General features: G+C 60.4%; 33 protein-coding genes and 2 tRNA genes. 7 read left to right on the top strand and 28 right to left on the bottom strand.

Going from position 1 to position 26061, the window contains the following annotated elements; genetic code table 11:
- Positions 1–69 precede the first annotated feature (69 nt).
- Positions 70–711 carry a tetratricopeptide repeat protein gene (locus DIC75_RS08425; RefSeq protein WP_250987581.1) on the top strand — a complete coding sequence of 214 codons (642 nt, stop codon included), beginning with the start codon at positions 70–72 and terminating at the stop codon, positions 709–711.
- 552 nt (positions 712–1263) lie between these two features.
- On the opposite strand, the gene DIC75_RS08420 is transcribed toward DIC75_RS08425, so the two are convergent.
- The 28 genes from DIC75_RS08420 to DIC75_RS08285 all read right to left on the bottom strand — a co-directional run bounded on the left by DIC75_RS08420 (position 1264) and on the right by DIC75_RS08285 (position 21045).
- The gene (locus DIC75_RS08420; RefSeq protein ID WP_250987580.1) at positions 1264–1473 is read right to left on the bottom strand and encodes a helix-turn-helix transcriptional regulator; all 210 of its coding nucleotides are present in this window, start codon (positions 1471–1473) and stop codon (positions 1264–1266) included.
- Entirely contained in the window at positions 1457–1957 is a 501-nt protein-coding gene (locus DIC75_RS08415; RefSeq protein ID WP_250987579.1) for a DUF2178 domain-containing protein, read from the bottom strand. The genes DIC75_RS08420 and DIC75_RS08415 overlap by 17 nt, the downstream gene beginning before the upstream one ends.
- 179 nt (positions 1958–2136) lie before the next feature.
- Positions 2137–3822 (bottom strand): glutamate--tRNA ligase, encoded by a 1686-nt coding sequence (locus DIC75_RS08410; protein ID WP_250987578.1) that lies wholly within the window; start codon positions 3820–3822, stop codon positions 2137–2139.
- A 4-nt stretch (positions 3823–3826) separates the two neighbouring features.
- On the bottom strand, positions 3827–4792 hold the full coding sequence (locus DIC75_RS08405) for a polyprenyl synthetase family protein (RefSeq protein WP_250987577.1): 966 nt from the start codon (positions 4790–4792) through the stop codon (positions 3827–3829).
- Positions 4793–4802: 10 nt separating this feature from the next.
- Positions 4803–6140, bottom strand: coding sequence for an RNase J family beta-CASP ribonuclease (locus DIC75_RS08400; protein WP_250987576.1), 1338 nt, complete (start codon positions 6138–6140; stop codon positions 4803–4805).
- 39 nt (positions 6141–6179) lie between these two features.
- Positions 6180–7232 carry a type 2 isopentenyl-diphosphate Delta-isomerase gene (fni, locus tag DIC75_RS08395; RefSeq protein ID WP_250987575.1) on the bottom strand — a complete coding sequence of 351 codons (1053 nt, stop codon included), beginning with the start codon at positions 7230–7232 and terminating at the stop codon, positions 6180–6182.
- Entirely contained in the window at positions 7229–7990 is a 762-nt protein-coding gene (locus DIC75_RS08390; protein ID WP_250987574.1) for an isopentenyl phosphate kinase, read from the bottom strand. Before DIC75_RS08390 ends, fni begins: the two co-directional genes overlap by 4 nt.
- Positions 7983–8852: a mevalonate kinase gene (gene mvk, locus DIC75_RS08385; protein ID WP_250987573.1), complete on the bottom strand. Its 870-nt coding sequence runs from the start codon at positions 8850–8852 to the stop codon at positions 7983–7985. The genes DIC75_RS08390 and mvk overlap by 8 nt, the downstream gene beginning before the upstream one ends.
- Positions 8853–9641 (bottom strand): AmmeMemoRadiSam system protein B, encoded by a 789-nt coding sequence (amrB, locus tag DIC75_RS08380; RefSeq protein WP_250987572.1) that lies wholly within the window; start codon positions 9639–9641, stop codon positions 8853–8855.
- A gap of 27 nt (positions 9642–9668) precedes the next feature.
- On the bottom strand, positions 9669–10277 hold the full coding sequence (gene rpsB, locus DIC75_RS08375; RefSeq protein WP_250987571.1) for a 30S ribosomal protein S2: 609 nt from the start codon (positions 10275–10277) through the stop codon (positions 9669–9671).
- A 1-nt stretch (position 10278) separates the two neighbouring features.
- Complete coding sequence (gene eno, locus DIC75_RS08370) at positions 10279–11466, bottom strand: phosphopyruvate hydratase (protein ID WP_250987570.1); 1188 nt, start codon at positions 11464–11466, stop codon at positions 10279–10281.
- Between the two features lie 7 nt (positions 11467–11473).
- Positions 11474–11641 (bottom strand): DNA-directed RNA polymerase subunit K, encoded by a 168-nt coding sequence (locus DIC75_RS08365; RefSeq protein ID WP_250987569.1) that lies wholly within the window; start codon positions 11639–11641, stop codon positions 11474–11476.
- 30 nt (positions 11642–11671) lie between these two features.
- Positions 11672–11745: transfer RNA gene (locus DIC75_RS08360), tRNA-Pro, on the bottom strand.
- Positions 11746–11934: a DNA-directed RNA polymerase subunit N gene (locus tag DIC75_RS08355; RefSeq protein WP_214020726.1), complete on the bottom strand. Its 189-nt coding sequence runs from the start codon at positions 11932–11934 to the stop codon at positions 11746–11748.
- A gap of 34 nt (positions 11935–11968) precedes the next feature.
- Positions 11969–12370, bottom strand: coding sequence for a 30S ribosomal protein S9 (locus tag DIC75_RS08350; RefSeq protein WP_250987568.1), 402 nt, complete (start codon positions 12368–12370; stop codon positions 11969–11971).
- Between the two features lie 13 nt (positions 12371–12383).
- Entirely contained in the window at positions 12384–12806 is a 423-nt protein-coding gene (locus DIC75_RS08345; protein WP_250987567.1) for a 50S ribosomal protein L13, read from the bottom strand.
- Between the two features lie 5 nt (positions 12807–12811).
- Entirely contained in the window at positions 12812–13180 is a 369-nt protein-coding gene (locus DIC75_RS08340; protein ID WP_250987566.1) for a 50S ribosomal protein L18e, read from the bottom strand.
- Entirely contained in the window at positions 13177–14007 is an 831-nt protein-coding gene (locus DIC75_RS08335; protein ID WP_250987565.1) for a DNA-directed RNA polymerase subunit D, read from the bottom strand. The genes DIC75_RS08340 and DIC75_RS08335 overlap by 4 nt, the downstream gene beginning before the upstream one ends.
- Entirely contained in the window at positions 14007–14396 is a 390-nt protein-coding gene (locus DIC75_RS08330; RefSeq protein ID WP_011844637.1) for a 30S ribosomal protein S11, read from the bottom strand. Before DIC75_RS08330 ends, DIC75_RS08335 begins: the two co-directional genes overlap by 1 nt.
- A gap of 4 nt (positions 14397–14400) precedes the next feature.
- A complete protein-coding gene (locus DIC75_RS08325; RefSeq protein WP_250987564.1) occupies positions 14401–14949 on the bottom strand; it encodes a 30S ribosomal protein S4 in 549 nt (182 codons plus the stop codon).
- Positions 14950–14960: 11 nt separating this feature from the next.
- The gene (locus DIC75_RS08320) at positions 14961–15410 is read right to left on the bottom strand and encodes a 30S ribosomal protein S13 (protein WP_250987563.1); all 450 of its coding nucleotides are present in this window, start codon (positions 15408–15410) and stop codon (positions 14961–14963) included.
- Between the two features lie 34 nt (positions 15411–15444).
- Positions 15445–15529, bottom strand: a tRNA-Ser gene (locus DIC75_RS08315).
- Positions 15530–15645: 116 nt separating this feature from the next.
- Positions 15646–16611, bottom strand: a complete 966-nt coding sequence (locus tag DIC75_RS08310; RefSeq protein ID WP_250987562.1) for a deoxyhypusine synthase — start codon at positions 16609–16611, stop codon at positions 15646–15648.
- 505 nt (positions 16612–17116) lie between these two features.
- Complete coding sequence (locus DIC75_RS08305) at positions 17117–17899, bottom strand: CBS domain-containing protein (RefSeq protein WP_250987561.1); 783 nt, start codon at positions 17897–17899, stop codon at positions 17117–17119.
- Positions 17896–18735: a CBS domain-containing protein gene (locus DIC75_RS08300; RefSeq protein WP_250987560.1), complete on the bottom strand. Its 840-nt coding sequence runs from the start codon at positions 18733–18735 to the stop codon at positions 17896–17898. The genes DIC75_RS08305 and DIC75_RS08300 overlap by 4 nt, the downstream gene beginning before the upstream one ends.
- Before the next feature lie 7 nt (positions 18736–18742).
- Entirely contained in the window at positions 18743–19690 is a 948-nt protein-coding gene (locus DIC75_RS08295; RefSeq protein ID WP_250987559.1) for a CBS domain-containing protein, read from the bottom strand.
- A gap of 39 nt (positions 19691–19729) precedes the next feature.
- Positions 19730–20485 carry a CBS domain-containing protein gene (locus DIC75_RS08290; RefSeq protein ID WP_250987558.1) on the bottom strand — a complete coding sequence of 252 codons (756 nt, stop codon included), beginning with the start codon at positions 20483–20485 and terminating at the stop codon, positions 19730–19732.
- Positions 20482–21045 (bottom strand): CBS domain-containing protein, encoded by a 564-nt coding sequence (locus tag DIC75_RS08285; RefSeq protein ID WP_250987557.1) that lies wholly within the window; start codon positions 21043–21045, stop codon positions 20482–20484. The genes DIC75_RS08290 and DIC75_RS08285 overlap by 4 nt, the downstream gene beginning before the upstream one ends.
- A 210-nt stretch (positions 21046–21255) precedes the next feature.
- On the opposite strand from DIC75_RS08285, the gene DIC75_RS08280 reads away from it, so the two are divergent.
- From DIC75_RS08280 to uppS, 6 genes are all read left to right on the top strand, one after another.
- Positions 21256–21897 carry an Era-like GTP-binding protein gene (locus DIC75_RS08280; RefSeq protein ID WP_250987556.1) on the top strand — a complete coding sequence of 214 codons (642 nt, stop codon included), beginning with the start codon at positions 21256–21258 and terminating at the stop codon, positions 21895–21897.
- A gap of 5 nt (positions 21898–21902) precedes the next feature.
- A complete protein-coding gene (locus DIC75_RS08275) occupies positions 21903–22271 on the top strand; it encodes a DUF2073 domain-containing protein (protein WP_250987824.1) in 369 nt (122 codons plus the stop codon).
- 20 nt (positions 22272–22291) lie between these two features.
- On the top strand, positions 22292–22666 hold the full coding sequence (locus DIC75_RS08270; protein WP_250987555.1) for a Zn-ribbon domain-containing protein: 375 nt from the start codon (positions 22292–22294) through the stop codon (positions 22664–22666).
- Positions 22667–22945: 279 nt separating this feature from the next.
- Positions 22946–24127, top strand: a complete 1182-nt coding sequence (locus tag DIC75_RS08265; protein WP_250987554.1) for a KamA family radical SAM protein — start codon at positions 22946–22948, stop codon at positions 24125–24127.
- Positions 24128–24269: 142 nt separating this feature from the next.
- Positions 24270–25280, top strand: coding sequence for a radical SAM protein (locus DIC75_RS08260; RefSeq protein WP_250987553.1), 1011 nt, complete (start codon positions 24270–24272; stop codon positions 25278–25280).
- Positions 25280–26059, top strand: a complete 780-nt coding sequence (gene uppS, locus DIC75_RS08255) for a polyprenyl diphosphate synthase (RefSeq protein ID WP_250987552.1) — start codon at positions 25280–25282, stop codon at positions 26057–26059. Before DIC75_RS08260 ends, uppS begins: the two co-directional genes overlap by 1 nt.
- Positions 26060–26061: the final 2 nt, after the last annotated feature.

The raw sequence follows: 26061 nt of genomic DNA, 5'->3' as shown, positions 1-26061 counted from the left end.
TCGACCGGTCTTAAACGTTCCCGGAGGATACGGGTAATGTTCTTATGGGTTGGTCTCCCCCTAGGTTCGATGGCGACCAGAGAAGAGGGTGCCGAAGCATGGTACCACAGAGGTCAGGCTCTCTGCAGCACCAGAAACTACAGCAAGGCGATCGCCTGCTACGACAGGGCCCTTGAACTCTCCCCCGAAGAACCGGTTCTATGGAGGCGGAAGGGGTTTGCTCTCATCAAGGCCGGCCGCTACGACGAGGCTGCCGCCTGCTTTGACCGGGCGCTCTCTCTCGATCCGGAGGATGCAACGGCCTGGCAGAGAATGGGATACGCTCTCGCGCACCTCGGGGAGCACAACGAGGCCGTCGCCTGCTGTGACCGGGCGCTCGCGCTGGACCCCCACCATATCGTCGCCTGGCAGAGCAGGGGCTGGGTGCTCGGGGTCATGTGCAGATACGATGAGGCGATGGACTGCTACGAGGCGATCCTCGCAATCGACCCCGACCGGGGGTCCGCGGCCTGGCACCGGGAGCGGATGCGGGAGCGGAGGAACCTTGAGGCGCTCGCATCCGAGATCCGGGAGGCGGAGCGGATCATCGAGGTGCCGGCCTGCATCCGGGACGTCGCCCGCGAGCGGGACTACGGCAACGTCGATCTCGCACGGGCGGTGCTCCGGGAACTCGCCGGGCAGGCGGAGAGGGCGGCGGTTCAGAGGCCGTGATCGCACCGGGGAGAAGGATGGAAATCACCCTTCTTCCTGTTCCTATTCTGCTCGCAACGCCTGTCTCTCCGGTGTTCTTGATCTCGACCGTCACCGTGCCCGTATCCCCGCGCATGAGCGCGTCGGGATTGACGGTGACCCCGGTGACCGCGATCTGTTCCTCCGCCGACGTATCGGCCGCCGCAGCGGCCCCCACGATTGCCGAGAGGAGGAGGATCAGGACGCACAACTTATACTTCATCGGCCCTGCCTCCAGTTCATGGTGTTGTCTGCATGGCATCGGTGCTGCTCTGGTATCGTTCTGGCAGTTTTCATGTTCTTTTCACTCGCAACCGGGTTGGGGAACCTGCCGTGCATGAACCGGAGCGCCTCCATCGACGACCGAGGCGCATGTCGGACGGACGTCCCTGGATTTTTTAGAAAACAGTCCGGCCTTTCGGAATATGTCGATGCGTAAGAGACGAGGCAAACCCGGTGCTCCGCTCCGTCGTCGGAGCCATTAAAAAACGATCGCAGCAGCGGGCCCCGGTCACCGGGAGGGCTCCCCCGGGATTATTTCCGCTCTGCCGTATCGCCGTAGAGGAAGATCTCCTCGATAGCGACGCCGAAGAACCGGGCGATCTTGAAGGCGAGGTCGAGCGACGGGTCGTACTTTCCCTTCTCGATGGCGAGGATGGTCTGCCGGGTGACCCCGAGCTCGTTTGCGAGCCCTTCCTGGGTCAGATCGTGCATCGCCCGGTAGACCTTAATCCTGTTCTTCATCGGTATCCCATTCTCCGTACTTGCGGGCGTAGTACATCCTGAACCCGACGTACAGGAATATCATCAGGCAGAGGAGTACCAGCTGGCCGACGGCAAACCTGCCGAAGAGATCGAAAGGCAGGACGTCAGGATCCGTTATCCGTATCACCAGCATATGTGTAGCGTTAGGGTCCAGTGGAGGATGGGGCGGGCGCAACCCGAGCGGCCTCGAAAACGCAGCGACCGCACCCCCCAGGCTGACCGCGAAGAAGACCACCCAGAAGACCTCCAGCGTCCGGAGCGCCGCCTTCTGTGTGATCATCGCCGTCCGTTCGTCCTCTATCCTGTCTTCGACTCTCCTTCGCGCCGCATACAGCAGAAGGACACCGAGGACGAACGCGACCTGGATCAGGATCGGCCTCTCGAGATCCACCGAGAGCCAGAAGATGCCGACCTCGGCGAGCGCAACGATACCGGCCAGAAGATAGAACGTGTTTCGCTTCATATTGCTGCCGTTGTATACAATCTTGAACATTTTGTTATTAATGTGTAACCCCGGCGAACGGCACGGCGGGCAGGCTCTCGCCCCTGGGTTGGAAAAACGGATGGTCCGGGAGTCGCCCCTCATTCAGCGGCCGGCCGTCCCAGGACCGGTTCGAAGAGGGAGCCTGTCCCTCCGCTTCCTCACCTGTGCGCGAAGTACGCGCTCACCCGGCCGCCGTCCGCCGAGTCGATCCGGGCAAACCCGATCCGCTCGAACTGGACGACGTGGTCAATCTCTCCGGCGACCAGCGGTTCGCAGAACCCCTCGAGGTTCCCGTCCTGCCGCAGAAGGGTGCAGGGGAGTTTCGCGTCCGCCGGCAGCCACTGGATGATCGGCGCCTTCTCGCGCCGGGCATCCTCGAGCGAGTCGCCTGCGTAGGATACTTGCAGCGTATCCCCCTCCCCCTCGATCCTGACGTTATAGAGGTCTTTTAAGCGGACCATGCTCTTCCCTTCGATATCCGTCTTCGGGAGGAGCACCCTTCCGGCGGTGACGAGGGTGCGGACCCCGCGGGAGGGGTCGTTCGGGTGAAGGGCCGCGTGGGCCTCGTGGAGAGGAGCGCCCTCCACGACGACCTCGACCGGGTCGGGCACGAAGAAGTAGCGGTTCGCCTTCGGGTCGACGAGTTCCTTGTTCCGGGAGTAAAGATTCTCCCAGGAGAACGAGATGTCGGTCTCCCCGATGCCGATATCGACCATGGCGTTCCGGACCGCTTCGGGTTCGATACCCCGGCGTGCGATCGCCCGCATCGTCCCCAGGTGGATGTCGTCCCAGCCGGTGTAGATGCCGCTGTTGATCCCCTCGCGCATCCCCGACGTCGAGAGGACGACGCCCGATATCCCCATCCTGCCGTAGTGGCGGTAGACCGGCGGTTTCCAGCCGAAGTAATCGAAGATGAAGCGCTGCCGTCTCGTGTTCGCGATGTGGTCCTTCCCGCGGATCACGTGGGTGATCCCGAGCAGGTGGTCGTCCACCGCGACCGAGAAGTTCATCAGCGGAAAGACCGTGGCGTCCACTCTCGGGTGGAGGGGCGCGTTCACGATTCGCATCGCGGAGTAGTCGCGCATGGCCGGGTCGGGGTGGGTGAGATCCGTCTTCACCCGGACGGTCGCGTCGCCCTCGTAGAACTCTCCGTCAAGCATCTGCTGCCAGAGTTCCAGGTTCTCCTCCACCGTCCCTTCCCGGCAGGGGCATGCCTTCCCCTTGAGTTTGAGTTCCCTGAACCGTTCTGCGTCACAGACACAGACGTAGGCACCGCCAAGCTCGATGAGTTTCCTGCACCAGTCGTAGTAGATATCGAGCCTGTCGCTCTGGTAGACGATATCGGTGATCCCGAGCCCCAGCCACGCGATATCCTCCTGCACCATCGCGTATGCCTCGGGATCGACCCTCCTCGGATCGGTGTCCTCGATACGGAGGACATACCGCCCCCCGTAGCGCCGGACATAGTAGTCGTTTAAGATGGAGGCCCGGGCATGCCCGAGGTGCAGCGGCCCGCTCGGGTTCGGTGCGAACCGCATCACCACGCCGTTCTCGGCACCCTCGAGGGCAGGGAGTTCCCGTGAGCGTTCGTGCGTCTCGGTGAGTTCGGCGAGGAGCTCGGGAGCGATCGCTTCAAGGCGGCTTTTGCGGTCGGACTGGCTCATCGCCGCCACCTCCGCGATCGCCTTCCCTGCGAGCGGGCCAAGCTCCCTCGCCCGACTCCGGAACTCGGGGTGCTTGCCGAGCACCGTGCCGATGACCGTTCCGGTCTTCGGGGCCGCGTCGTGCTTCACCGCGTTCTGTAACGCGTAGATGAAGAGCAGATGCTCGAGATCCGCGTCCATGGAATCAGTAACCCCGGTCTATGAAGTAATCGGCGATCTCTGCAAGAATCTGCTTCTCCTCGGAGTCCTGGAGGACCGAGAGCGCCTGTTTTGCGACGACAGCCCGCTCGACGGCAACGGCCCGGACTTCTTCGATGATGCCTGCATTCTGCAGGAGGGAGATCAGGTCGTCGATCTCGGCGCCCGAGAGTTCTCTGCGGTACGGGGCGAGATCGAGCCCTTTCTCGCGTGCCTTGATTGCTATCAGGGTCTGCTTCCCTTCCCGGATATCCGACGCGCGGTCCTTGCCGCTCTTCTCGGTGCTTGCAAGGAGGTCGATGAGATCGTCCTGGATCTGGAAGGCAACGCCGCTGTTCACCCCGAACTGGTAGAGGGCATCGGCCTGGACCGGGTTTGCCCCGGCAAGGATCCCGCCGATGGCGGCGGACGCGCCGTAGAGCACGCCGGTCTTCTTGCTGACCATCTCCAGGTAATCGAGCTCCGAGACGTCGTCCCTCTTCTCGAATGCCATATCCATGCTCTGCCCCTCGCAGATATCGGTGCATGTCCTGGCAAGCATCTTCACTGCCCGGATTTTGGCGGGGTTCTCGGCATCCGAGAGGCAGATGAACTCGAACGCCTTTGCGTAGAGTACATCGCCTGCAAGAATTGCCGTCGGCTCGTCCCAGACCGTATGCACCGTCGGGACACCGCGCCGGACGACGTCGCCGTCCATGATATCGTCATGAATGAGGGTGAAGTTATGGGTCAGTTCAAGCGCGAGCGCCGCCGGGATCAGGTCGTCCGAACTTCCTTTCCTCACCGCATCCGCGGCGAGTATGACGACCGCCGGGCGGAGCCGTTTGCCCCCCGCAAGCAGCAGGTGGGCGCTCGCCCGGAATAGGTCGCCGTGGACGTCTCCGAAGTAGCGGTGGATCACCTTGTCGATCCGCTCGGCATTCTTCTCCAGGTAGTCTTCAAGCGTCGTCATGCACTCTCTCCTATTTTATCAGGACGTTCTTCCCGTTCCGGAGGATATGGAGGTCGTTTCCGAGCGTATACCCGATCTCCTCCGCGAACTTCGCGTAGCCGCCGGTCATGCCGATGTCGCCGTGGGACGGGATGACGTGCTGGGGGTTTAAGAGATGCAGGAACTCGTAGTGGTCCTCTTTGTAGGCGTGCCCCGAGACGTGCAGCTCGTCGAAGATCCGCACGCCCGCCATCTTGGCGCGGGCCTCGACCAGGTAACGCTGCCCGTAGTTCATCGGGTTCGGGATAACCTTTGCCGAGAAGAGGATCTTGTCGCCCTTCTCCAGCTTGTAGGGAGTATCCCCCATCACGATCCTCGTCAGGATGGCACCCGACTCTCCCTGGTGGCCGGTGACGATCGGGAGGAACTTGTCCTTCCCGGACTTCATGATCCGCCGAAGCGTCCTGTCAACGGTCCGGCGGTTGCCGAACATGGAGAGGGACTCGGGGAACCCGACCAGTTTCAGCTGTTCGGCCGCCGAGCTGTAGCGCTCCATCGACCGCCCGAGCAGGACCGGTTTTCTGCCGATCTCGTGGGCGCATTCGGCGATGGTCTTGACACGGGAGATATGCGACGAGAACGTCGAGACGAAGAGAGCGCTCTTGTCGTCCTCGTAACTGGTGATGGTGTCCCTGACCAGGTCCCGCGCGATCTTCTCGCTCGGGCAGCGCCCGTTGTCGGCGATGTTGACGCTCTCCGTGATAAGAGCGATAACACCCTCCTTCCCGATCTGCCGCAGCCGGGCGAAGTCCGGCGGCTCCCCGAGCACCGGCGTCCTGTCCAGTTTGAAGTCGTTCGCGTAGATGACTGCGCCTCGCGGCGTGTGCAGGACGGGAAAGACCGTATCGATGATGGAGTGCTGGGCACGCACGAACTCGAGCGTGAGGTGCGGGGAGATGGTGTAGCGCTGCCCGGCCTTCAGGGCGAAGAGTTTATTGTTCACTCCGAACTTCTGTTCGCCTGCAATCTGCTGCCTGATCAGTTCCGAGGTATAGGGCGTGCTGATGATCGGGGCGTTATACCGGTGTGCCAGTTTCGGTATCGCACCGATATGGTCCAGGTGTCCGTGCGAACAGACGATCGCCTTGACACTCCCCTCTACCCCATTCATGATGGTATCATCAGGAATGGCTTTCATCTGGATCAGGTCCAGGGAATGCATATTCTCGATATCAGCATCCTCGTGGATCATCACCTGGTCCAGACGCAGACCCATATCAAAGATGACAATCTCTTTTCCGCAGCGGACGGCGGTCATATTTCTGCCGACTTCGTTATATCCGCCCACTGCTATAATCTCAATATCCATGTAGCCTCCTTGTAGAGATGTTTTCCGTGATTTTTGTAGTTAGTCGCTGGTTCCAATCATTTGCCGGGTTAGACCGGTTATATACGTCCGTGCGTGGGAAAGATCCCGTATCGACCGGGATCCCGTCAGGAACATCGCCACCTCGAGTTCGCGGTGCATCGCCTCGACGGCTGCAAAGAGGGTTTCCTCGCTCTTCATGGCCGGTTTTAAGAGGGGGAGCGCCATGCCCCCGAGATCCGCCCCGAGTGCAATGGCTTTCGCGATATCGACACCTGTTCGCAGTCCGCCCGTCGCTATGATCGGGCCTCCTGTCGTCCGGACCTCACAGAGGCTCACCACGGTCGGTATGCCCCAGGAGAGGAATGCTTCCCCGAGATCGGCGAGCCCGGAGTCGTTCGCCCGCAGGCGTTCGATCTTCGCCCACGACGTGCCTCCATAGCCCCCGATATCGATGGCGCTTGCTCCTGCCCCCCGGATAACCCTTGCAGTCCCGGCCGATATACCGGAACCGGTCTCCTTCACGATGACCGGATAGGAGAACTCTTCACAGAGGCTGCGGAGCGCTTCAAGGCTCCCCTCTGCGTTATGATCGCCCTCCGGCTGAATCGCTTCCTGAAGCGAATTGACGTGGATGGCGATCGCCTGTGCATCGATCATCTCGACAGCCCGTTCCGCCCACTCGATGCCGTGGTCGCGGAGCTGGATGATTCCGAGGTTCGCACAGAGGAAGGCACGCGGCGCTTCCTCCCGCACGACGGTGAAACTCTCCTCCAGTTCGGGCTTTTCCAGTGCCGCTCGCTGAGAACCGACACCCATACCGAGGTTATACCGTTCGGCGGCACGTGCGAGCCGCCGGTTTACCTCGAGGGTGTCCGGGTGTCCTCCGGTCATCGCTGCAATGAAGAGGGGAGAGCCGAGTGCTCTACCGAGGAACCGGGTCTCGGTCTCGATCGCATCCATGTCGCACTCGGGAAGGGCGTTGTGGACCAGCCGCACGTCTCCGAACCCGGCATCGCCGGCCTCGATGGGCTGTTCGCAACAGATTACCAGGTGATCCCGTTTCCGTGAGGACGTGGCGGTCTCTTTCGTCATGGCATACTCCTTCCGATTATCGTTCCGCCATGCCCTGTGCCGTCCAGGAACCGGCCGATCTTCGAGACATGGAAGATGTGCGAATCGATGCCGGCATCGGCCAGTGCCAGGAGTTCGGCAATCTTGCCCTGCATGCCTCCGGTCACGTCGGTGTTTCCCGACCCGCCGACATCGAGCGTCGCGGCGACGCTCCGGTCGATGCGCGGGACGACCAGGCCGTTCTGCAGCACGCCCGGGACGTCCGTTGCGAGGCCCACGCGCCGGCTCGCGAGAGCAACGGCGAGGCGGGTCACCAGCTGGTCGCCCGATACGATGCAGGATCCCCGCAGACGGTCCATCACCACGTCGCCGTGCAGCACGGGCACAATGCCGTGTTCTGTCATCTCGGCGATATGGCGGGTCTCGAACGAGACCAGGCGTCCGTCTTCGGCGAGAGCCAGATCGAGGGGGTGGATGCCGATCGCCTCGACCCCTGTATCCCGCAGGGCATCGACGACCGCGGTGTTCAGGCTTGAGACGGCCGCGTGCGTCTCGTAGACGCCGGGGATGTTCTCCCCGGTGAGGCCGTCGTTGATGTGGTAGCGCCGGGCCTCCGGGTGCCCGCATGACCCTGCACCATGGACAAGCACGAGCGCGGTCTCCCTGTGTGCGGCGAGCTCTTCCGCAACCTCGTGCAGGCGGGCGTGATCGATAGCGCATTCTCCCGACTTGTCGGTGATCACGCTCCCCCCCAGTTTCAGTACCACGGTCTCAGTCATGCTTCTCTTTTCTCGCGCCGTCTGTGTCTATGGTGGTGATGATTGCCCTTCCTTCGCAGGCCTCGATGGCCCCGGCAACCCGGCTCTTTGCGCGCCGGGGACAGAGGGCGATGATACACCCGCCGCCTCCGGCCCCCGTGATCTTCGCGCCATAAGCGCCGCTCGCCCTCGCCGCAAGGACAAGTTTGCTGCTTGCCGGGTGTCCCACGCCGAGAGCCTCCAGGAGGGCGTGGTTCATGTCCATGTACTGCCCGAGTTCCTTCGGGTTGCCGATGTTATGGAGGGCGGCAAGCGTCACGGCCCCGATAGCGTCCAGTATCGGGTTTGCGACATCGGGATGCTTCTTCTGGAGGTTCCCGACCAGTTCTACCATTCTCGCGGTGCTGTGCGGCACCAGGGTATTGCCTACAACGACCTGCAACCCCTCGGGGGGGAGTCTTCGCTTGGAGTTCCCCGTGATGAGCACCATCCCCCCGTTTGCCGAGACGTAGGTGTCGGTGGGGCTTGCCCTCCCTTTCTGGACCTTCTTTTCGATGGCGAACGCGGCATCGGCGATATATTCGCGGGTACGCCCGAGACCGAACTCGTCGTTGATTGCAGAGAGCGTCGCCACCGTCACCGCGGCCGATGATCCGAGCCCCGACGAGCTCTGGAGTTGTGAGTGGACGTAGACACTGCCCCTGACACCCATCATCCTGAAACACTCGTCGATGTAGGGCGACTTCGCACGTGTCGGGTTCCGGGATTTCCTCACCGTGACGAATACACGGGGCTTGATCGCCATCGCGACCCCCGGCTTCCCGTAGACCACTGCATGCTCGCCGAACAGGAATATCTTGCCCGGCGCGCTCCACGTTGCCAATTACACCACCGCTATCGCCGCATACCCCACTACCTGATCGAAGTCCTCCGTCACATCGCCGCTGGTCGTATACCGCAAGAGTTCTCCTCTCTCTGCACCGAGCGACCGGCAGGCGATGCACATGGCGGCGATCGGGCCGTAGCCGCACGCCGTAGCACCGGTCTCCTGGAGCCGCCGGTAGAACTCCGGTGTGTCCAGGGTTTTGAGCGCATCGATCGCGTAGAGGTCCTGTCGGCGGGCTATCTGGTCCGGGACATAATGGGAGAAGTCGCTTGAGGCGACGATCCGCACGTTCCTTCCCGTGTGCCGTATCGCCCGGAGCACCTGCTCCGCGAGGCTCATTGCCGCCTCGTAACTCTGTTCTCCCATGAGGACGGGCGCAACCCTTGCTCTCGGGAACCGGTATTTGATGAACGGCATCTGCACCTCGATCGAGTGCTCGCTCCGGTGCGATACCTCATCTATCTCGATATCCAGCGCGTCGACAAACTCATTATCGACGTCGACGATCCCGAGAGGCGTCTCCCAGGCTACGGCAGAGGCACAGGTCATGTATCCCCGGTGACTCGGACCGATGACAACGAAGGTGCCGTCAAAATCAGGTGGTATGGTAGAGAAAGCACAGGCTCCGGTCTCCCCCGAATAGACGTAGCCGGCATGGGGAGAAACAATGCCCCGGGCATCGATGTCCGGGGCCCTGTTCCGGAAGAATGTTTCCAGCAGTTGCTCCAGATGCCTGGGCTCGGCAGGATAGAACATTCCCGCTACACTGCATGGGCGCATATCCATCAAGGTTGAGCTCTTGTGCTTCGGATCTTATAACTCTGTCTCAAAGTCTTCGGGAGTGAGCGATGTGGCCACACCGCGCAGGCGGAGCAGTTCCTTCGTCAGGAGGAAGTAGATCACCGAGAGCGCCTTTCTGCCCTTGTTGTTGGTGGGGATGACCACGTCGACGTACTTCGTCATGTTGTTGGTGTCGCAGAGAGCGACGATCGGGATGCCTGCCTGGACCGCCTCGTTGATCGCCTGGGAATCCCCGATGGGGTCGGTCACCACGATCACGTCAGGCTCGATGTACTTGTTCAGGCGCTGGTTGGTGAGCATCCCGGGGATGAAGCGTCCGATGACCGCCATGCCGCCGATGGCATCGGCGAACTTCTTGGCCGGGTACTGGCCGTACTGCCGGGAGGTGACCACCAGGATCTTCGCGGGTTCGTAGCGTGCGAGGAACTCCGCAGCGACCTTGACCCGCTCGTCGGTTGCCTGGATGTCCAGGATATACAGCCCATCCCCGCGGACGCGGTAGATGAACTTCATCATGTCCTTGCTCTTCTGCTGGGTGCCGATATGCACGCCTGCCGCCAGGTACTCTTCAACGGGCACCAGTGGTTCTTTCAGTTCGATTTCAAGTTCGTTTCCAGTCAAGTTAGATCAGCTCCTCTATGCGAATCAATTCGTTCAGTTTGGCTATCCGTTCCCCGCCGACCGCACCGGTCTTGAGGAAGATGCATTCAAACGCGGTTGCAAGATGCGCGATCGTTGCGTCGGTGGTCTCTCCGGAACGGTGGCTCATGACGGTCTCCATTCCGTTCTCCCGGGCGAGGTGTATCGCCTCGAAGGTATCGGTGAGCGTTCCGATCTGGTTTGGTTTGATCAGCACGCAGTTGGCCGCACCCATCTCGGTGCCCTTCGTGATCCGTTCGACGTTGGTCACGAAGAGGTCGTCTCCGCAGATCAGGCAGCGGTCCCCGACCTGTTCGGTCAGGTCGGCGAATGCCTCGAAGTCTTCCTCGAAGAGAGGGTCCTCGATGTAGATGAGGTTGTAGCGGTCGACCAGGTCCGCCATGTAGGCAACCTGGTCTTCCCGGGTCCGCCCGGCATCCTTGTAGCGGTACGCCTTGCCGTCCCAGAGTTCGCTTGCCGCCACGTCGATGCCCATCCTGACCTCGACGTTCATCTCGTCGGAGACGGTGTTGATGGCTTCGCCGATGATCTCGAATGCCTCGGCATCGGTTATGGCAGGAGCCCAGGCCCCTTCATCGCCTTTGCCGGAGAGTCTGCCCTGCTTCTGCAGGATCTTCTTTGTCGCCCCGTGGACGGCAGCGTTTACGAAGACCCCCTCCGTTGCGCCGGAAGCTCCGGTGGGAACCACCAGGAACTCCTGGATGGATGTGGCATTCGGGGCATGCGCTCCTCCGCCGATAACGTTCCCCAGGGGCAGGGGCGTCTCTGCGGCAAATGCACCGCCCAGGTAGCGGAAGAGTTCCAGGTCGAGAGACGATGCGGCCGCCTTTGCACACGCAAGGGAGAGTGCTACGGCGACGTTTGCACCGATCGAACTGAAGTCGGGTGTCCCGTCGTGCTCTCTGAGTAATGCATCGAATGTGATCTGGTCGCGGGTGTCCTCACCGATAAGCGATGGAATCAGGTTTTTTTGTGCGTCCTCGACAGCTTCGCGCGCCGGCCGCACCCTGGCTTCATAGGTTCCGGTGCTGGCACCGCTGGGTGCCGCAGCCCGTCCAAAGCCGCAACCCGTGTAGATTTCAGCCTCGACAGTCTCGTTTCCACGGCTGTCAAGGATTGTTCTTAAGATAATCTGTTCGATGGTCGTCATCAGATCACTACTTTCTCTTCACCGTTATAGGGATCATGTCTCGATCGAACTCTTCGAGTGCGATCTCGAGCGGCTCTGTTTTTGGTGTTTTAACCAAAACCGGTGCACCCATCGATATCTGAAGAGCACGAGCCCCTATAATTCGCGCTCGTTCATATCGGGTATACGATTCCATCGTGTAGCCTCAAAATCATTAATGATAAAATGGGGTCGCTGAGATTTGAACTCAGGTCACAGCATCCCGAACGCCATAGGATGGCCAGGCTACCCCACGACCCCTCATTGGTACGGATTCAGGTCCTCCACTACTACCTTGTGCGTCAGCAGCATCCGCCTGCAACAGTAACGTTCCAGGCCGAGATCGTCGAGGATCCGTTTTGGATCCTCGCCCGCATCCCGCCGCTCCTCGAACTCCTTCCAGGCTGTAGAGATGACTTTACCGCATGTAAAACATCGTACGGGTATCATAACCGTGGTCCTGCATCCCTTATATCTCTTTTGCTCACCGGTAGGACTTCTGGAACCGTGCCCGTGCGCCAGGGCCGTGCGGCTTCTTCGTTTCCTTCTGCCGCGAGTCGTTCACGAGCAGAGTCCGGTCGTACGCGAGGAAAACATCCTTGATCTGTGGGTCGTTGTGCCACTCCACGATGCCGCGCGCAAGCGCCGTCCGGACTGCCTCGGCCTGCCCCATCGTACCGCCGCCCGAGACGTCGATCGCCGCATCGACACCGTCGAGTGCGGTCGGCGCCAGCAGCAGCGGCTCGGCGATCTTCATGCGAATCAGCTCGTTCCCGTAGATCTCCAGGGGTACGGAGTTGATGCGGACCCGGCCGTTGCCGGGTTTTAAGGTCGCCCGGGCGATTGCCGTCTTTCTCTTACCGCTTGTATTGATGATCTTTGCCATTCCATCACCTCATCTAATATTTTGCTCCGAGGTTGGTGCTTATCGCCCCGATCGTTATATACCTTGGGCTGCTCAGCCGGTCTATGTGGGCTCCTTCGAGCGTTTCGGTCTCCATCCCGACAAGTTCCACCGGAACCCCGACATAGGTCTTGATCCGCTTGAATGCGGCGATACCGCGCTCGCGTTTGTACGGAAGCATGCCCCGTATGGTGCGCTTGACGATATGGTCCGGCCTGCGCGGGAAGAACGGGCCGCCCTCACGGGATCCCCGCTCGCGCTTCGTGGTGTAGTTCTCAAGCACGTGTGCCCGGCTTCCGGAGACGATTGCCTTCTCCACGTTCACGATGGCAATCTCTTCGCCGGCGAGCGCGCGCTGCGCGACGATGCTGGCCATTCTTCCGAGCAGTAATCCGTCTGCGTCGATAACTGTAACCATTCGTCTCACCTGAGGATCCGTACCCTGCTCCCTTTCGGGTTATCCCGAACAAGGTCCTCGATAGTCATGCACGTCCCGTTGGCACCGGTGATCTTGCTCATCGCGGCCTCGGAGAAGTCCAGCGCGGCGATCTTCACCGGCAGGCTGAGCGCTCCGCTGCCGAGCACCTTGCCCGGCACCAGGATCGTCTCGCCTTCATTCGCGTACCGGTCGATCTTGCTGAGGTTCACCTCTGCGTAGTTCTTCCGGGGTGCATCCAGCCTCTTTGCAATCTCGCGCCAGATGTTCGCCTCATGTATGCGGGACGCATCTTTCAGCGTCACGATGAGGGCGGTCAGCCGGGGGTTCGATTTATTCTCGGTTGTCTTCTTCATTCAGTCCCCTCTCCCGTAATCTCGTTCATCACGTCTACCAGGTCGTCTGATGATTTCTGGATATACTGTAGCGCTCTCTCGATGATATCCCGGACGGGCATTGAGCCGTCGCCTTCCACCACGAAGATGAATCTCTCTGCATCGGCGCCGATACGGATTGCCGCCTCGGTACCGATGCCGCCGGCAAGGCACGCCCGCTCGCAGAGTCTGCAGAGGGAACAGAATTCCTGCCGCCCTTCGACGACCTGGACCTTTCCCTGTCCGGACTCAAGCACGTTGCGCGGACATTCGTCGACGCACATGCCGCACCCGTCGCACGACTCACCGATGGTGATCTGGGGGTAATTCTTGTACCCGCAGGCGGTAGTCGCCTGCCACTTGGCATGCTCGTTTCCGGTGCTGACGATGGCGTAAGCTTCGAGAACGACCTTTTGATCTCGCCCGAGGTCGATGATGGGGATCTTCTCCTCTGCCGGTGCGGCGTCGGGGTCCTGGGGTATCAGGTCGCTTGAGTAGACGGTCTTCGGCCCCTCGACGGAGAGCGTATAGGTGGCGGTGCAGACCGGGCACCCTGCGCCTTCGCAGGTGCATTCGCTACGTGGTTTGTAGCGTTTCAGGTCGGTCTGCAGGGGGATGAGCCCCAGCCGGTGCGTCAGCATCTCATCGAAGAGTACGCTTGTGTTATCGTAGATACGGACATCTTCGATGGCGAGCGTCGGCACTTCGCTGATCATCGCCCGCCTGAACATATTGGCAAACGATGTGGAAACGCCGGTCAGGGTGAATTTGGCGACTCTCTCATCCAGTCGAGAAAACGCTATCTCCATTACACTCTCCTTCCTCTCCGGCCGCCCTTACCGCGGATGCTGTCGTGGGGCACCGGGGTGACGTCTTCGATGCGGCCGATCCTCATCCCTGCACGGGCAAGGGCACGGATCGCTGCCTGGGCGCCGGGCCCGGGGCTCCGCTGCTTGCCGCGGCCGGGTGCGCGAACCTTCACGTGGACGCCGGTGATCCCCTTGTCGCGTGCGTTCTGTGCGACCTGGATTGCCATCTGCATGGCGGCATACGGGGAGCTCTCGTTCCTGTCCTGCTTCACGACCATGCCGCCGCTGCTCTTGGTGACCGTCTCGGCTCCGGAGAGATCGGTGACGGTGATGATGGTGTTGTTAAAGGAGGCAAAGATATGTGCAATGCCCCATTTCTCTTCTGCCATGGTTTTACCTCATTCCTGTGCGGGCGATGCGGCTTCTCTCGGGATGAACGTCGTTCGTGAACGGGGAGGGGCCGTAATAACTGATCTCCATCTCTTCGGCTCTCGCGACCCGGTAGCTCGGTATGGTCACGCGGCGACCGGAGATCGCGATGTGGCCGTGGGTGATGAACTGGCGGGCCTGCTTCGGGGATCGTGCGAGCCCCTTGCGGATGACCAGAGTCTGGAGGCGCCGGTCGAGCTGCTGCTCGACCTTCAGGGCGAGAGCGTCACCGACATCGGCGTTCTCACCGACGAGACCGTAACGGTACAGGTGGTTGATGAGCTGGTCTCTCTTCTTCTGGTAGTCCTCGGTGCTGAGGCCGCCTGAGCGCAGTGCCACCAGCTCGCGGGCGGCAGCACGGTACTTGCGCAGCACACTCTGGGCCTTCCAGAGTTCACGCTTGTTCCTCAGGCCGTAATCGATGATGAGCCGTTTCTCGTCCTCGAGTCTGGTCTTCTCGAACCGCCGCTTGGGCGTCGCGTACTGCTTGTGGTTTTTTCCTGGATATGCCATTCAATCACCGCTCAATTCTTCTTTCTCTTGACGCCGACGGTCGTGCCCGTTCTTCCGGTGGACTTGGTGCGCTGACCGCGGACCTTCTGTCCGGTCTCGTGCCTGATGCCCCGGTAGCTGCGCATCTTGCGCATACGGTTGACGTCATCGTCATTCATCATGGTGAGATCGGTTCCGAGGAGGTGGCGGATCTCTCCGGTGTAGACATCTTTCGGGCGGTTTACCATCCAGTCGGGCACCTGTTCGGTGTACGTGTCGACGGCGTTTGCGATCCGCTCGACCGATCCGTCGTCCAGCTTGCCGAGCACGGCATGAGGATCCACGCCGGCAAGAGCGGTGATGGTGCGCGACGTGCGCGGACCAATGCCCTTGATCCCGGTCAGTGCAATGTGCACTGCCTTGGTGCCGTCGAGATCAGTGTTTCTGACTCGAACAAAGTACTTTATCTCTTCTTCATCCATGTGATCGCCTCATCATCGACGTTGTCGGTGAAAGCGCTGAGGGAGGGATTTGAACCCTCGAGTCCCAGGGGGACACAGGTTTAGCAAACCTGCGCCATACCAGGCTTGGCTACCTCAACATAGAACTTCGCATCTTTCGATACTCGCAACACGCAAGGGTGCTGCTCCAGACACAGCATTCTATGACTTGTGCCTATTAATTTTGGTATGATAGCCTAATAATAATTGTGGTGTCTCAGGGGGAGCGGCGAGCCCGCCGAACCCCGCTCCCGATCAGCCCCGACGCGACGATGGGGAGCGCTATCGTTGCGTCGCAGAAGCACTGGACACGAGGCGACTCCGGCGCCTCCTTGCCCCAGCTGATCGCCTCCTCGAACGTGCACCCGGAAAGGCCGCCCCAGTGGGGCGCGTCGGTGGTGTACTGGACGGCGTAGGCATGCCCGCCGAGGTTCTGTTCGTGGATCGAGGCGATGACCTGGGTCTGCTGGATGAAGTTCTTCGGCACGCCGCCGCCGACGTAGATGACGCCGGTCTTCTTCGATTCCTCGACCATCCGCGTGATCTCGTCGGTGTCGGCAAGCTGGTCGATATCGACCTCGACCCCGCGCCGGCGCGCCATCACGAGGCCGATGCCGATGGATGAGTCGCCGAGGGCGGGAATGAAGATCGGGACGCCGTATTCGGCACAGGTGGCGATGAGCGACCGCCCCTCCGGCCTGTGCTCGCGGAGCCACTCTCCTAAAACCTGGATGAACTCCCGCGACGAACCCCGGAACGGTGCGATTTCGTCGGCAAACCGCGAGATCTCCGCGTCGATGCCCCGGAACTCCTCTTCGTACGCGAAGACGTCGTAGATGCGGTCGATCCCCTCCTCGAAGAGTGCCGCGTCGTCTGCGTGGTGGTGGCCGAGGTAGTGCCGGACGCCGAGGTGCTCGCAGGTGTCGTGGAAGATGTTCGCACCCGTCGAGACGATGACGTCGATGTAGCGATGTTTGACGAGTTCGATGAGTATGTTCTGCATGCCTGCCGGGATCATCGCGCCCGACAGCCCCATGAATATCGTGCAGTCCGGATCTTCGACCATCCTGGTCCAGACGCCGAGCGACTCCCCGAGTTTTCTCCCCTGGAAGCCGGTCCTGCTCATGGACAGAAGGAGGGCCGTTACATCCCTGTTCGGTTTGACTGGCTGCGTTGGTTTCATGGAAATATCCTGATACCGTTTCTGGCTGAGGAGTATTAATGATTGGCACCGGTTCGGTGAACGACGCTCCGCTAGGAGCGGAGTTCGAGCACCGCCAGGTGCGAGCGAGCGGGGCGGATGGAGATTTCGGCACTAGCATTATGTGGGGTTCGGAGGGGAGAGGCGCGGTGGGGGTGCAGAGTGTGCCCGTAGCGAGCCTGAGCACCGAAAGTCCGGGTTGGGGACAGGGGAGGGGGGATGCTCCCCCCTCCCCGTCAGCCCCACCCCCGATGGCGATACCCCCACGGTCCACTTCATGGGGAGATCCCGGAGAAGAACCGTGCACGGCTTCCCACCGGCTATCGCCATGACTGCCCCCGCCCCAAGGGGCGGGGGAGGAGGCCGAAGGCCGGGCGGGGTGGGGTTACAAATACCGGAAATAATATTCTCAAACCCAAAATTTCCGATAAAAACCCCGGGGCGTCAGCCCCCGCCCGCAAAAAGAGGTAGTATTATCAGACCCCTCTCACAGGGCCTGGACGAGTGAATTCCGGGTCACGACACCCGCGATCTTACCGTTTTGCTTGATCGGGACGGAGCTGATGTTCTTCTTGAGCATCAGGTCGATGACGTCGGAGACGTCCGTATCTGCGTCCATTGAGATCAGGGGCGCGCTCATGATATCCCGCACGAGGAGGTTCCTGATCCGGTAGTCCTGGTGGGTACCCTCCACGAGATCCTTGAACGCATGGAGCGCCTTTGCGACATCGGTCTCCGTGACGATACCGAGGACTCTATCGCCGTCCTCGACGATGAAGCGGTCGATCTCGCCGTCAAGCATCCTCCGGCGGAGGTGGACGGCCCGCTCCTCGCCCTGGATGGTGTGTGCCGGTTCCATGATCTCCGTGATACCGCCCGCCGGCCGGAGCACCTTCAGGAGGTCCCCTGCCGTCACCTGTCCGATGAGGCGGTGCTCGGCATCGAGAACCACGACCAGCTTGTAGTGCTGGAGCAGCGGCACCAGAACGTCGAGGCTCTGGTCCGGGTATGCGGAGGTGAAGTTCTCCTCGACCGTGTTCGCGACATGGATGGATGTGGCCTTCAGCGCCTGGGTCTTCCTGCTCCCGAGCGTCTCTGCGATCGCCGCCCGGGATGTCGTGCCGATGACCGTGCCGTTGTTGGTCACGATGAGCGGATCGACGCCTTCACCGAGCATTTTCTCGAGCGCTTCGCTGACAAAGGCGGACTTCGCGATAGTGATCGGTTTTGCCATCACGTCTTTGACGAGTACCTGAAATCTGTCGCTCATTTTGCCACTTCCTTGATGATATCATCTCTCTTGAGCATCCCCCGGACATCCCCGTCCACCACGACAATGAGACTGTTGATCTGGTTTTCCAGCATCAACCCGACAGCATCCTGGAGGGATGCATCGGGGGAGACGGTAATGACCGGGCGGCTCATGATGTCCTCTGCAACTGCCGATACCTCGACGACGTATCTGAAGCGTTTCTGCCCTGCCGGCTCCTCTTTTCGGAGGTGTGTAACGTCTTTCCTGGGCAGGTTCATCCGCTCGTCCTGATACTCATAAAATGCGAGGTTACTCTCCGTAATTATGCCGGCAAGGCTTCCATTGTCGTTAACGACAATAAGTTTATCGTTTTTTCCTTTTATCGTGTCGATGACATGGTCCAGCGAATGATACCGGTTGACCGTGACCGCATCCTCCATGATCTCGCCGACCCGGGCGGTGAGCCCGCGTACGTGGGCCGAACGTATGACGTCCAGTTTGGTGACGATGCCGGTTATCTTGCCGTTATCGGCCACGGGTAGTCCGGATATGTCCCGATCAAGCATTATGGCTGCAATATCGCGAATGCTGGTCTCCGGCTTTACGGTGATCGGGTCCGGTGCCATCAGGATACTGACCGGGATCCGGTCGATCGGGCGTCGTCGCCACATAGGTTCCGTCTGCCTGAGCCGGTAGGCGATATCCTTCTTGGTAAGGATGCCCCGAAGATCGTCCCCTTCCATAACGGGGAGTCTCGACACACGGTGCTTGAGCATAAGGTTTCGCGCATAGGCAACGTTATCGGTCGGTGCAACGACGTACACCGGCGTCGACATCACATCAATGGCACGCATTCTCTTTTCACTCCTCTGCAAATGCCTTCACAAGGTCGTATTCCGTCACGAGTCCGACAAGGTGCGAATCTTCTATAACGGGGAGCGCCCCGACGCGCCGCTGGATCATCTCGAGGGCGACGTCGTGGATGTTCCGGTCCGGTGTGGTCGTGTAAAGTTCCCCGGAGAGGAGCGACCGCACCGGCGCCCCCATAACCTCGGCGGAGTCCCCGGTCGTCAGCTGCTCGAAGGCTTTGCCTTTTCCGAGATAACTCATGACATCGGTGGCGGTGACGATGCCGCAGAGAACTTCGTCGACGACGACCGGAAGCCGCCTGAACCTGCACTTCACCATCTCCTCGCATACTTTGCCGATCGGGGTGTCGGGACTGGTGACGCGTACCGACGACTTCATGACGTCTTCCGCCCTGCGGCGCGAGTGCTCGGTGGTGAGCACCTTCATCACGTCACGCTCGGTCACGATACCCTTCAGTTCTCCTTCGGCGTCGGTGATGGGGATCCCGCCGACGTTTTTGTTGACGATGATGTCGACCGCATCGGCGATGCTCCCGGTAACGGGCATGGTGACCAGGTGCGGGGTCATGATCTCGCGAAGTTCCTCGTTGATGGCCGCGAGGAAGTTCCCTGCGTGCTTCACCTGCACGAGGTTGAACTTATCGCCGCCGCCCATGAAGTCGATGATGTCGCTGACGGTCACGATTCCACGGAGGCGGTGTGTTCCGGCATCGACGACCGGCAGCCTGCGGAACCCTGCGCGGGTCATGATCTCGACTGCCTGGATGATCGTGGTGGTCCGCTGTGCCATAACAACGTCCCGGGTAGCGATCGCCATAATCTCGCCTTCATACCCGGCGATCCTCGTCTTGAAGTCGACCGGTCCGCGGTCGCGTTTGCCCGGCATCTTCAGGAGTCTGTCAGCCGGTTTCTTATCTGAATTATTGGAATTCGGTTGCATGGTCTCACTCCTCTGGAATTATAGCGTCCGAAGACGTCCTTATGCGGTGCGGCCAGCGAGGACGTCATGGCGGTCGATAACGCCGACGAGCCTCTTTCTCTCGTCGACGACCGGGAGGATGCTGATGTCGTGGTCGACCATCAGCCGGCTCGCCGTTGCTATCGTGTCGTCCGGCGTCACCGTGATGACGGGTGTCGTCATCACCCGCTCGACGGTGGTGTCGGCCTGATTCTTCACCGATGTGCGGACACTTCCGGCGCGCAGAAGATCCCGGCGGGAGATGATGCCGATGGTCTCTTTCTTCTGCACTACCGGAAATGCGGTAAAGCCGCTCGCAACGATCAGGCTGTAGATGCGGTGTATTGAGTCATCCGGTGCGCAGGTGACGGGTTCCCGCGACATGGCTGCCTCGACCCTGCCGGGGATGTCGCGACGGGAGATCAGGACGGGGAAGAGTTCGGAGAAGAGCACCCCTCCCTGGAACGTACCGTCTTCGTTGACGACTGCAGCACTGTTTGTACGGGCATTCAGTATAGCGAGGCCGACCTCTGCAAGGGGCGTATTCGGGGCGACCCGGGCAGCCTCCCTGACAAATCCTTTGATGGTGACGTTCGACTTGGTGTCCATAACCCGCAGGACGTCGGATATGTCGAGATAGCCTGCCAGACGGTTTCTTTCGTCCACGATATAGAGTTCGCGAAAGACGTCGTCCCGGAGAACGCTGCGTGCTTTCGTGATGTAGTCGTCGTAGTGCAGGGTTGGAATCTCCACCATCAGGTTTGAGGCCACTTTCATAGCAACTGCTCCTCCTCCCGACAGACGGGGCAGAGCATAAGGTTGTCGACCCGCGAGAGATCGTCGGACATGTTCCCGCATCTGTCGCAGACCCCCATGGCGTACTCTTCCTCGCGGTTGATCTCGATGAGGTCCGCCAGCAGTTCGTTCACTTCGGCCGCGACGGTGAGAATATCCCTGACCGTCACGATCCCGATAACTCGCTGGTCCTCAACGACTGGAAGCCTGCGGACCCGGTGCTTCACCATCATTGCCGCGGCATCACCGACCAGTTTGTCGGCACCGATCGTGATCAGCGGGGTACTCATGATCTCGCTGACGCGAATGCTGCTCGGTTTCGAGTCTTTTGCTACAACTTTGCAGTTAATATCCTCCTCCGTGACGATCCCGGCGGGCAGGTTATTCTGCAGCACGATACAACTGCCGACCTCATCGTGGCACATGGTCTGCGCCGCCCGGGCGACAGTCTCCCCCACATCGATGGTCGTTGGATGGCTCTGCATGACCTCCCTGACTGGAACGCGTGTCTCGAAGCGGATGGTATCGCTATTATTCATCATGGGATTCTCCTAATCTGGCCGCTATTAGAGCCAATTCTCCAGGTGCAAGTCTATCTAGGTTTCAACAGTATAAAAGAATTCTCACACCCCGGGATTGCTGTTTGTCTCTAAAATGGGGAGAATGCGCCGGACGGAACATATAATTATATTTATTTGTGAGTGCCACAACTCACTTAAGTATAGGTAAATTGGCCTACCTGAGGGAGCTTAATGACGTTCTTAGTTCGTACGAAAAAAAAGATCTCGGGGTTCTTGAAGGCATTCTTTAAGAAGCGGACCTGCCGCATCGGGATCTATGGACCCCCCAATGCCGGCAAGACGACGCTTGCAAACAGAATTGTGCGTGATTGGGTCGGCGATGCGGTCGGGCCGGTCAGTGAGGTGCCTCACGAGACCCGCCGCGTGCGGCGCAAAGAGGATATAACCATCACGGGGCAGAACGGCAACTCGATCACCATCGATATCGTCGATACGCCGGGCGTGACGACCAAAATCGACTACAACGAGTTCGTTGAGTATGGCCTCGAGAAGGAGGAAGCGGTCAAGCGGGCACGGGAGGCGACCGAGGGCGTGGCTGAGGCGATGCACTGGCTCCGTGAGGATATCGACGGTGTCATCTACATGCTCGACTCCACGCTGGACCCGTTCCAGCAGGTGAATATCATGCTTGTCGGGATCATCGAGAGCCGGAAGCTCCCGGTCCTGATCGTCGCGAACAAGAACGATCTCCCTGATGCTTCCGCCGCACGGATCAAGAGTGCGTTTCCCCAGCACCCCGTCATCTCCATATCCGGTCTTGAAGGGAACAACGTGGATGAGTTATACGAACACATGACGTCATATTTCGGGTGATTGAGATGATACAGGGTGTACAGATCGACCTGATTTCGGCGGAACGTCTTGATCGTCTCACTGCGATGGAGAAGATCCGCCTGATCCTCGATGACGTCATGGAAGGAAACATCGTCATTCTGGAGAAGGGTCTCGCGCCGGACGAGCAGAGCAAACTCATCGAGATCACGATGCGGGAGATCGCTCCGGACGGGTTTTCCGGAATCGAGATGGAGACCTATCCCATCAGGGATGCCGGAAACGGGTTCCTGGCGAAACTTTTCGGCGGAAAACGCTCCGAGACCCGCCTGACGGTGATCGGACCTGCAAACCAGCTCAAGACGCTCAAGAAGGAGAAGGATCTCATCAGCGCATGGGTCTCGTCTTCGAGATGAACGGGTATTACGGGTGATATATGCCTCACAAGTGTACGCAATGCGGCAGGGAGTTCGAGGACGGTTCGACGAAGATACTGAAGGGGTGTCCGAGCTGCGGCGGGAAGAAGTTTCTCTACATCCGTGAGGCCGAACGGCACGACGACGTGCTGAAGGAGAAGACCATCGATGAGATTGCCCGGGATACGGGCGAGGACGTGCTCGAGGTCCAGCGGGATCGACGGAAAGAAGAGATCGAGGTCTTCGAGCGGATTGAGAGCATTCGTATCCTCGGTCCCGGTTCGTACGAGTTAAATATCGAGAAATTGGCCAGATCGGACGAGGTCGTCGTCGGACTGGAAAAGGAAGGAAAATACGTGGTGGACATCCTCTCTATGGCCAAGAAGAAGAAGTAATACTGCGTCTACCGGATTTGATGGGGGCGGCGGGCTATTCTCCTGCAGCACTACGCCCCCAACCGAAGATATAAATATCCTGAAGACCCTTTTGGATACGACACGTAGTCCGACACTCAATGACGCATGTCGGAGCGACGGTTTCCTGTATGAGAGCGCGAAACTCTCATGAATCCTTTGCGCAGATCGTCTCGTTCTCGATCTCCGCTCTCATGCAGCTGTCCCCGACTGTTGCGGATTGTATCCTGCACTGGAGAGTGTCGATCCGGAGGCATTCCCATGAACACGACATATGATATCCGAAATTCGCTCGACGATATCGTGAGCCCGATAAATGATACCACAAACCCGATCTACCTCTCATCGCTCGATAGGGTTCCTGGTATCAGTCCAGAGGAGCGTGCTCGTCTCGCGCAGGTGACGGATCTCTTCGCGTTCCGTGCGAACGATTATTACCTCTCGTTGATTGACTGGAATGACCCCGCCGACCCCATCCGGCGACTGGTCATACCGACCCTTGAAGAGCTTGTGCCCTGGGGGCACCTCGATCCGTCATCGGAACACCGGTATACCCGGGCTCCGGGGCTGCAGCACAAGTACCGTGAGACCGCCCTCCTGCTGGTCAGCGACCTCTGCGGGGGCCTCTGCCGCTACTGTTTCCGCAAGCGCCTCTTCATCGAGGATGCGCGCGAAGTGAATAAAGACATTTCCCGGGGGCTTGCCTACATCCGTGATCATCCGGAGATCAACAACGTCCTGCTCACCGGGGGCGATCCCCTGATCCTCGAGACCGGTCGGCTGCTCGATATCATCCGGCAGCTCCGGGATATCGACCACGTCGAGATCATCCGGATCGGCACGAAGATGCCTGCATACGATCCCTTCCGGATCACGAACGACCTCGCGCTGCTGGATATGATCCGTGACTACAGCCTGGACGAGAAGCGCATTTACATCATGGCGCAGTTCAACCACCCGAGGGAACTGACCGACGCAGCGTGCCGGGCGGTCGCTCTCCTGCAGGATGCCGGGGCGGTCGTCATGAACCAGACGCCCCTGATCCGCGGTATCAACGACGACCCGGAGGTGCTTGCGTCGCTCTTCGATAAACTCTCGTTCATCGGTGCCAATCCCTACTACGTCTTCCAGTGCCGTCCCACGATCGGGAACCGGCCGTTTGCGGTGCCGGTTGAGGAGTCCTACCGGATCTTCGAGCAGGCCCGGTCGATCTGTTCGGGGCTTGCGAAACGGGCCAGGTTCGTGATCTCGCACGCCACCGGCAAGATCGAGGTTCTGGGAAAGACGGACAAATACACGTATTTCAAGTACAACCAGGCGGCAAACCCGGACGATCGCGGGCGATTCATGGTCTATAAGAGCAACCCGGATGCCTATTGGTTCGACGACTATACGGAACTGGTGGACGAGGGGAGGGTGAGGGGGCCGGACGGTCTGGTGTGACGTTGCGTGTGCAGATCGACGACCGGAAAGAAGGCAATCGTCTCTGAACGGGACGGTACGGCCGCGCGGGTTTTGTCGTCACCGTATTTCCCCTCCCATGACCGTCAAACCTTTTCTTCTTCGCCCCCATAACTACTAGAGTATGCCACAGGAGTCGGGAGTACCCCCCGGCGGGCGGTTCCTCTCTCCGGGATGCGTCCTCTGCCACCAGGGAGCAAAGATGGTCCTCTTCGTGACCGGCCGGTGTCGTCGCACCTGCTGGTACTGTCCGCTCTCGCGCGAGCGCAAAGGTCGGGACGTCGTGTTTGCAAACGAACGGAGAGTCTCGTCGCCGTCCGAGGCCATCGAAGTGGCGGAGAGCATGAGCGCTCTGGGGACCGGCGTCACCGGCGGCGAACCACTGCTCGAGATCGACCGGGTGGTGGAGTATACGAGGGCTCTGAAGGAGCACTTCGGCCCGGACCACCAGATCCACCTCTACACCGGCCTTGCGCCGGATGAACCCGTGCTCCGGCGCCTGCAGGGGCTGGTCGACGAGATCCGGCTGCACCCGCCTCACGAGTCCTGGCCATGCATCCTCGAGACCGATTTCGCCAGGTCAGCCCTTCTCGCCCGCCGGATGGGCTTCTTGATCGGTATCGAGGTGCCGGCCCTCCCGGGAATCGAGGACCTTGCTGCCGCTCTCCCGCTTCTTGATTTCCTCAACATCAACGAACTGGAGTGGGGCGAGACCTGCGCCGCCGCCATGCGCGAGCGCGGGCTCGAGCCCGAGGACGGGGTGCATAACGCCGTGCTGGGCGCCCGCCGGTGGGCTGAAAAACTCTCTCTCCTCCCGAAAGTCCACTTCTGCTCGTCGGTCTTCAAGGACTCGGTCCAGCTACGGGAACGCTTAAAACGGATCGCTGCAAACACTGCGCGTCCGTTCGAAGAGGTGACGGATGACGGGACTGTCGTCTACGGAGTGCTCGAACCTGCGGGTGCCGTCGACGAGTTCCTGGAGAGCCTCGATGAGGATGACTACGTGGTTTGCGAAGGAAGGGTCGAGATGGCGTGGTGGGTGCTTGCCGACCACGGCGCCGGGTTGCCGGGCGGGAAATACGTCGTCGAGCGCTACCCGAACGGCGGCATGGTGGTCGAGGTGACGCCGCTCTGATGCTGCGATCGAGGATTGAACCCCTCTACGAGCGTTACCTGCGGTGGCAGGTGAAACACATCCCCCGGCACGTCGCGGTGATCCAGGACGGAAACCGCCGGTTTGCCCGGGAGCAGGGGCTCGATACGGCGATAGGCCACCGGCTCGGCGCCGATGCCACGGAACAGGTTCTCGACTGGGCGTGCGAGCTCGGCGTGCGGTACATCACGCTCTACACCTTCTCCACCGAGAACTTCCGGAGGGACAGCGCCGAGCTCGCGTCGCTCTTTCTCCTCTTTCAGGAGAAGTTCGCCGCGATCGTGACCGACGAACGGGTGCACCGGGACCACATCCGGGTGCAGATGATCGGCGACCGGTCCCTTCTTCCCGACGACCTCCTTGCAACCATCGAAGCGGCGGAGAAGGCGACACTGCACTACACCGACTACTACATCAACATCGCGCTCGCCTACGGCGGCCGGAACGAGATCGTGCACGCCGCCCGGTCGATCCTCGAAGAAGTCAAGCGGGGCGCCGTCGATCCCGCGGCCATCGATCCTGCGATCGTTGAAGCCCACCTGCACCGCGGGGCGCCCATACCCCCCGTCGACCTGATCATCCGCACCGGCAACGACTACCGGACATCCAACTTCCTCCCCTGGCTCGCGAACGGCCACGAGTCGGCTGTCTACTTCTGCGCTCCGTTCTGGCCGGCGTTCAGGAAGATCGACCTTTTGCGGGCGATGCGGGTCTACGACCAGCGCATGCTGCTTAAGGAGCGTGCAGACCGGCGGGGCTGACG

It is taken from the genome of Methanoculleus oceani (genome assembly GCF_023702065.1).
In the GTDB taxonomy this organism is placed as follows: domain Archaea; phylum Halobacteriota; class Methanomicrobia; order Methanomicrobiales; family Methanoculleaceae; genus Methanoculleus; species Methanoculleus oceani.
Note: the sequence above shows the minus strand (reverse complement) of the source record. Positions and strands in the feature narration are given on the sequence as shown.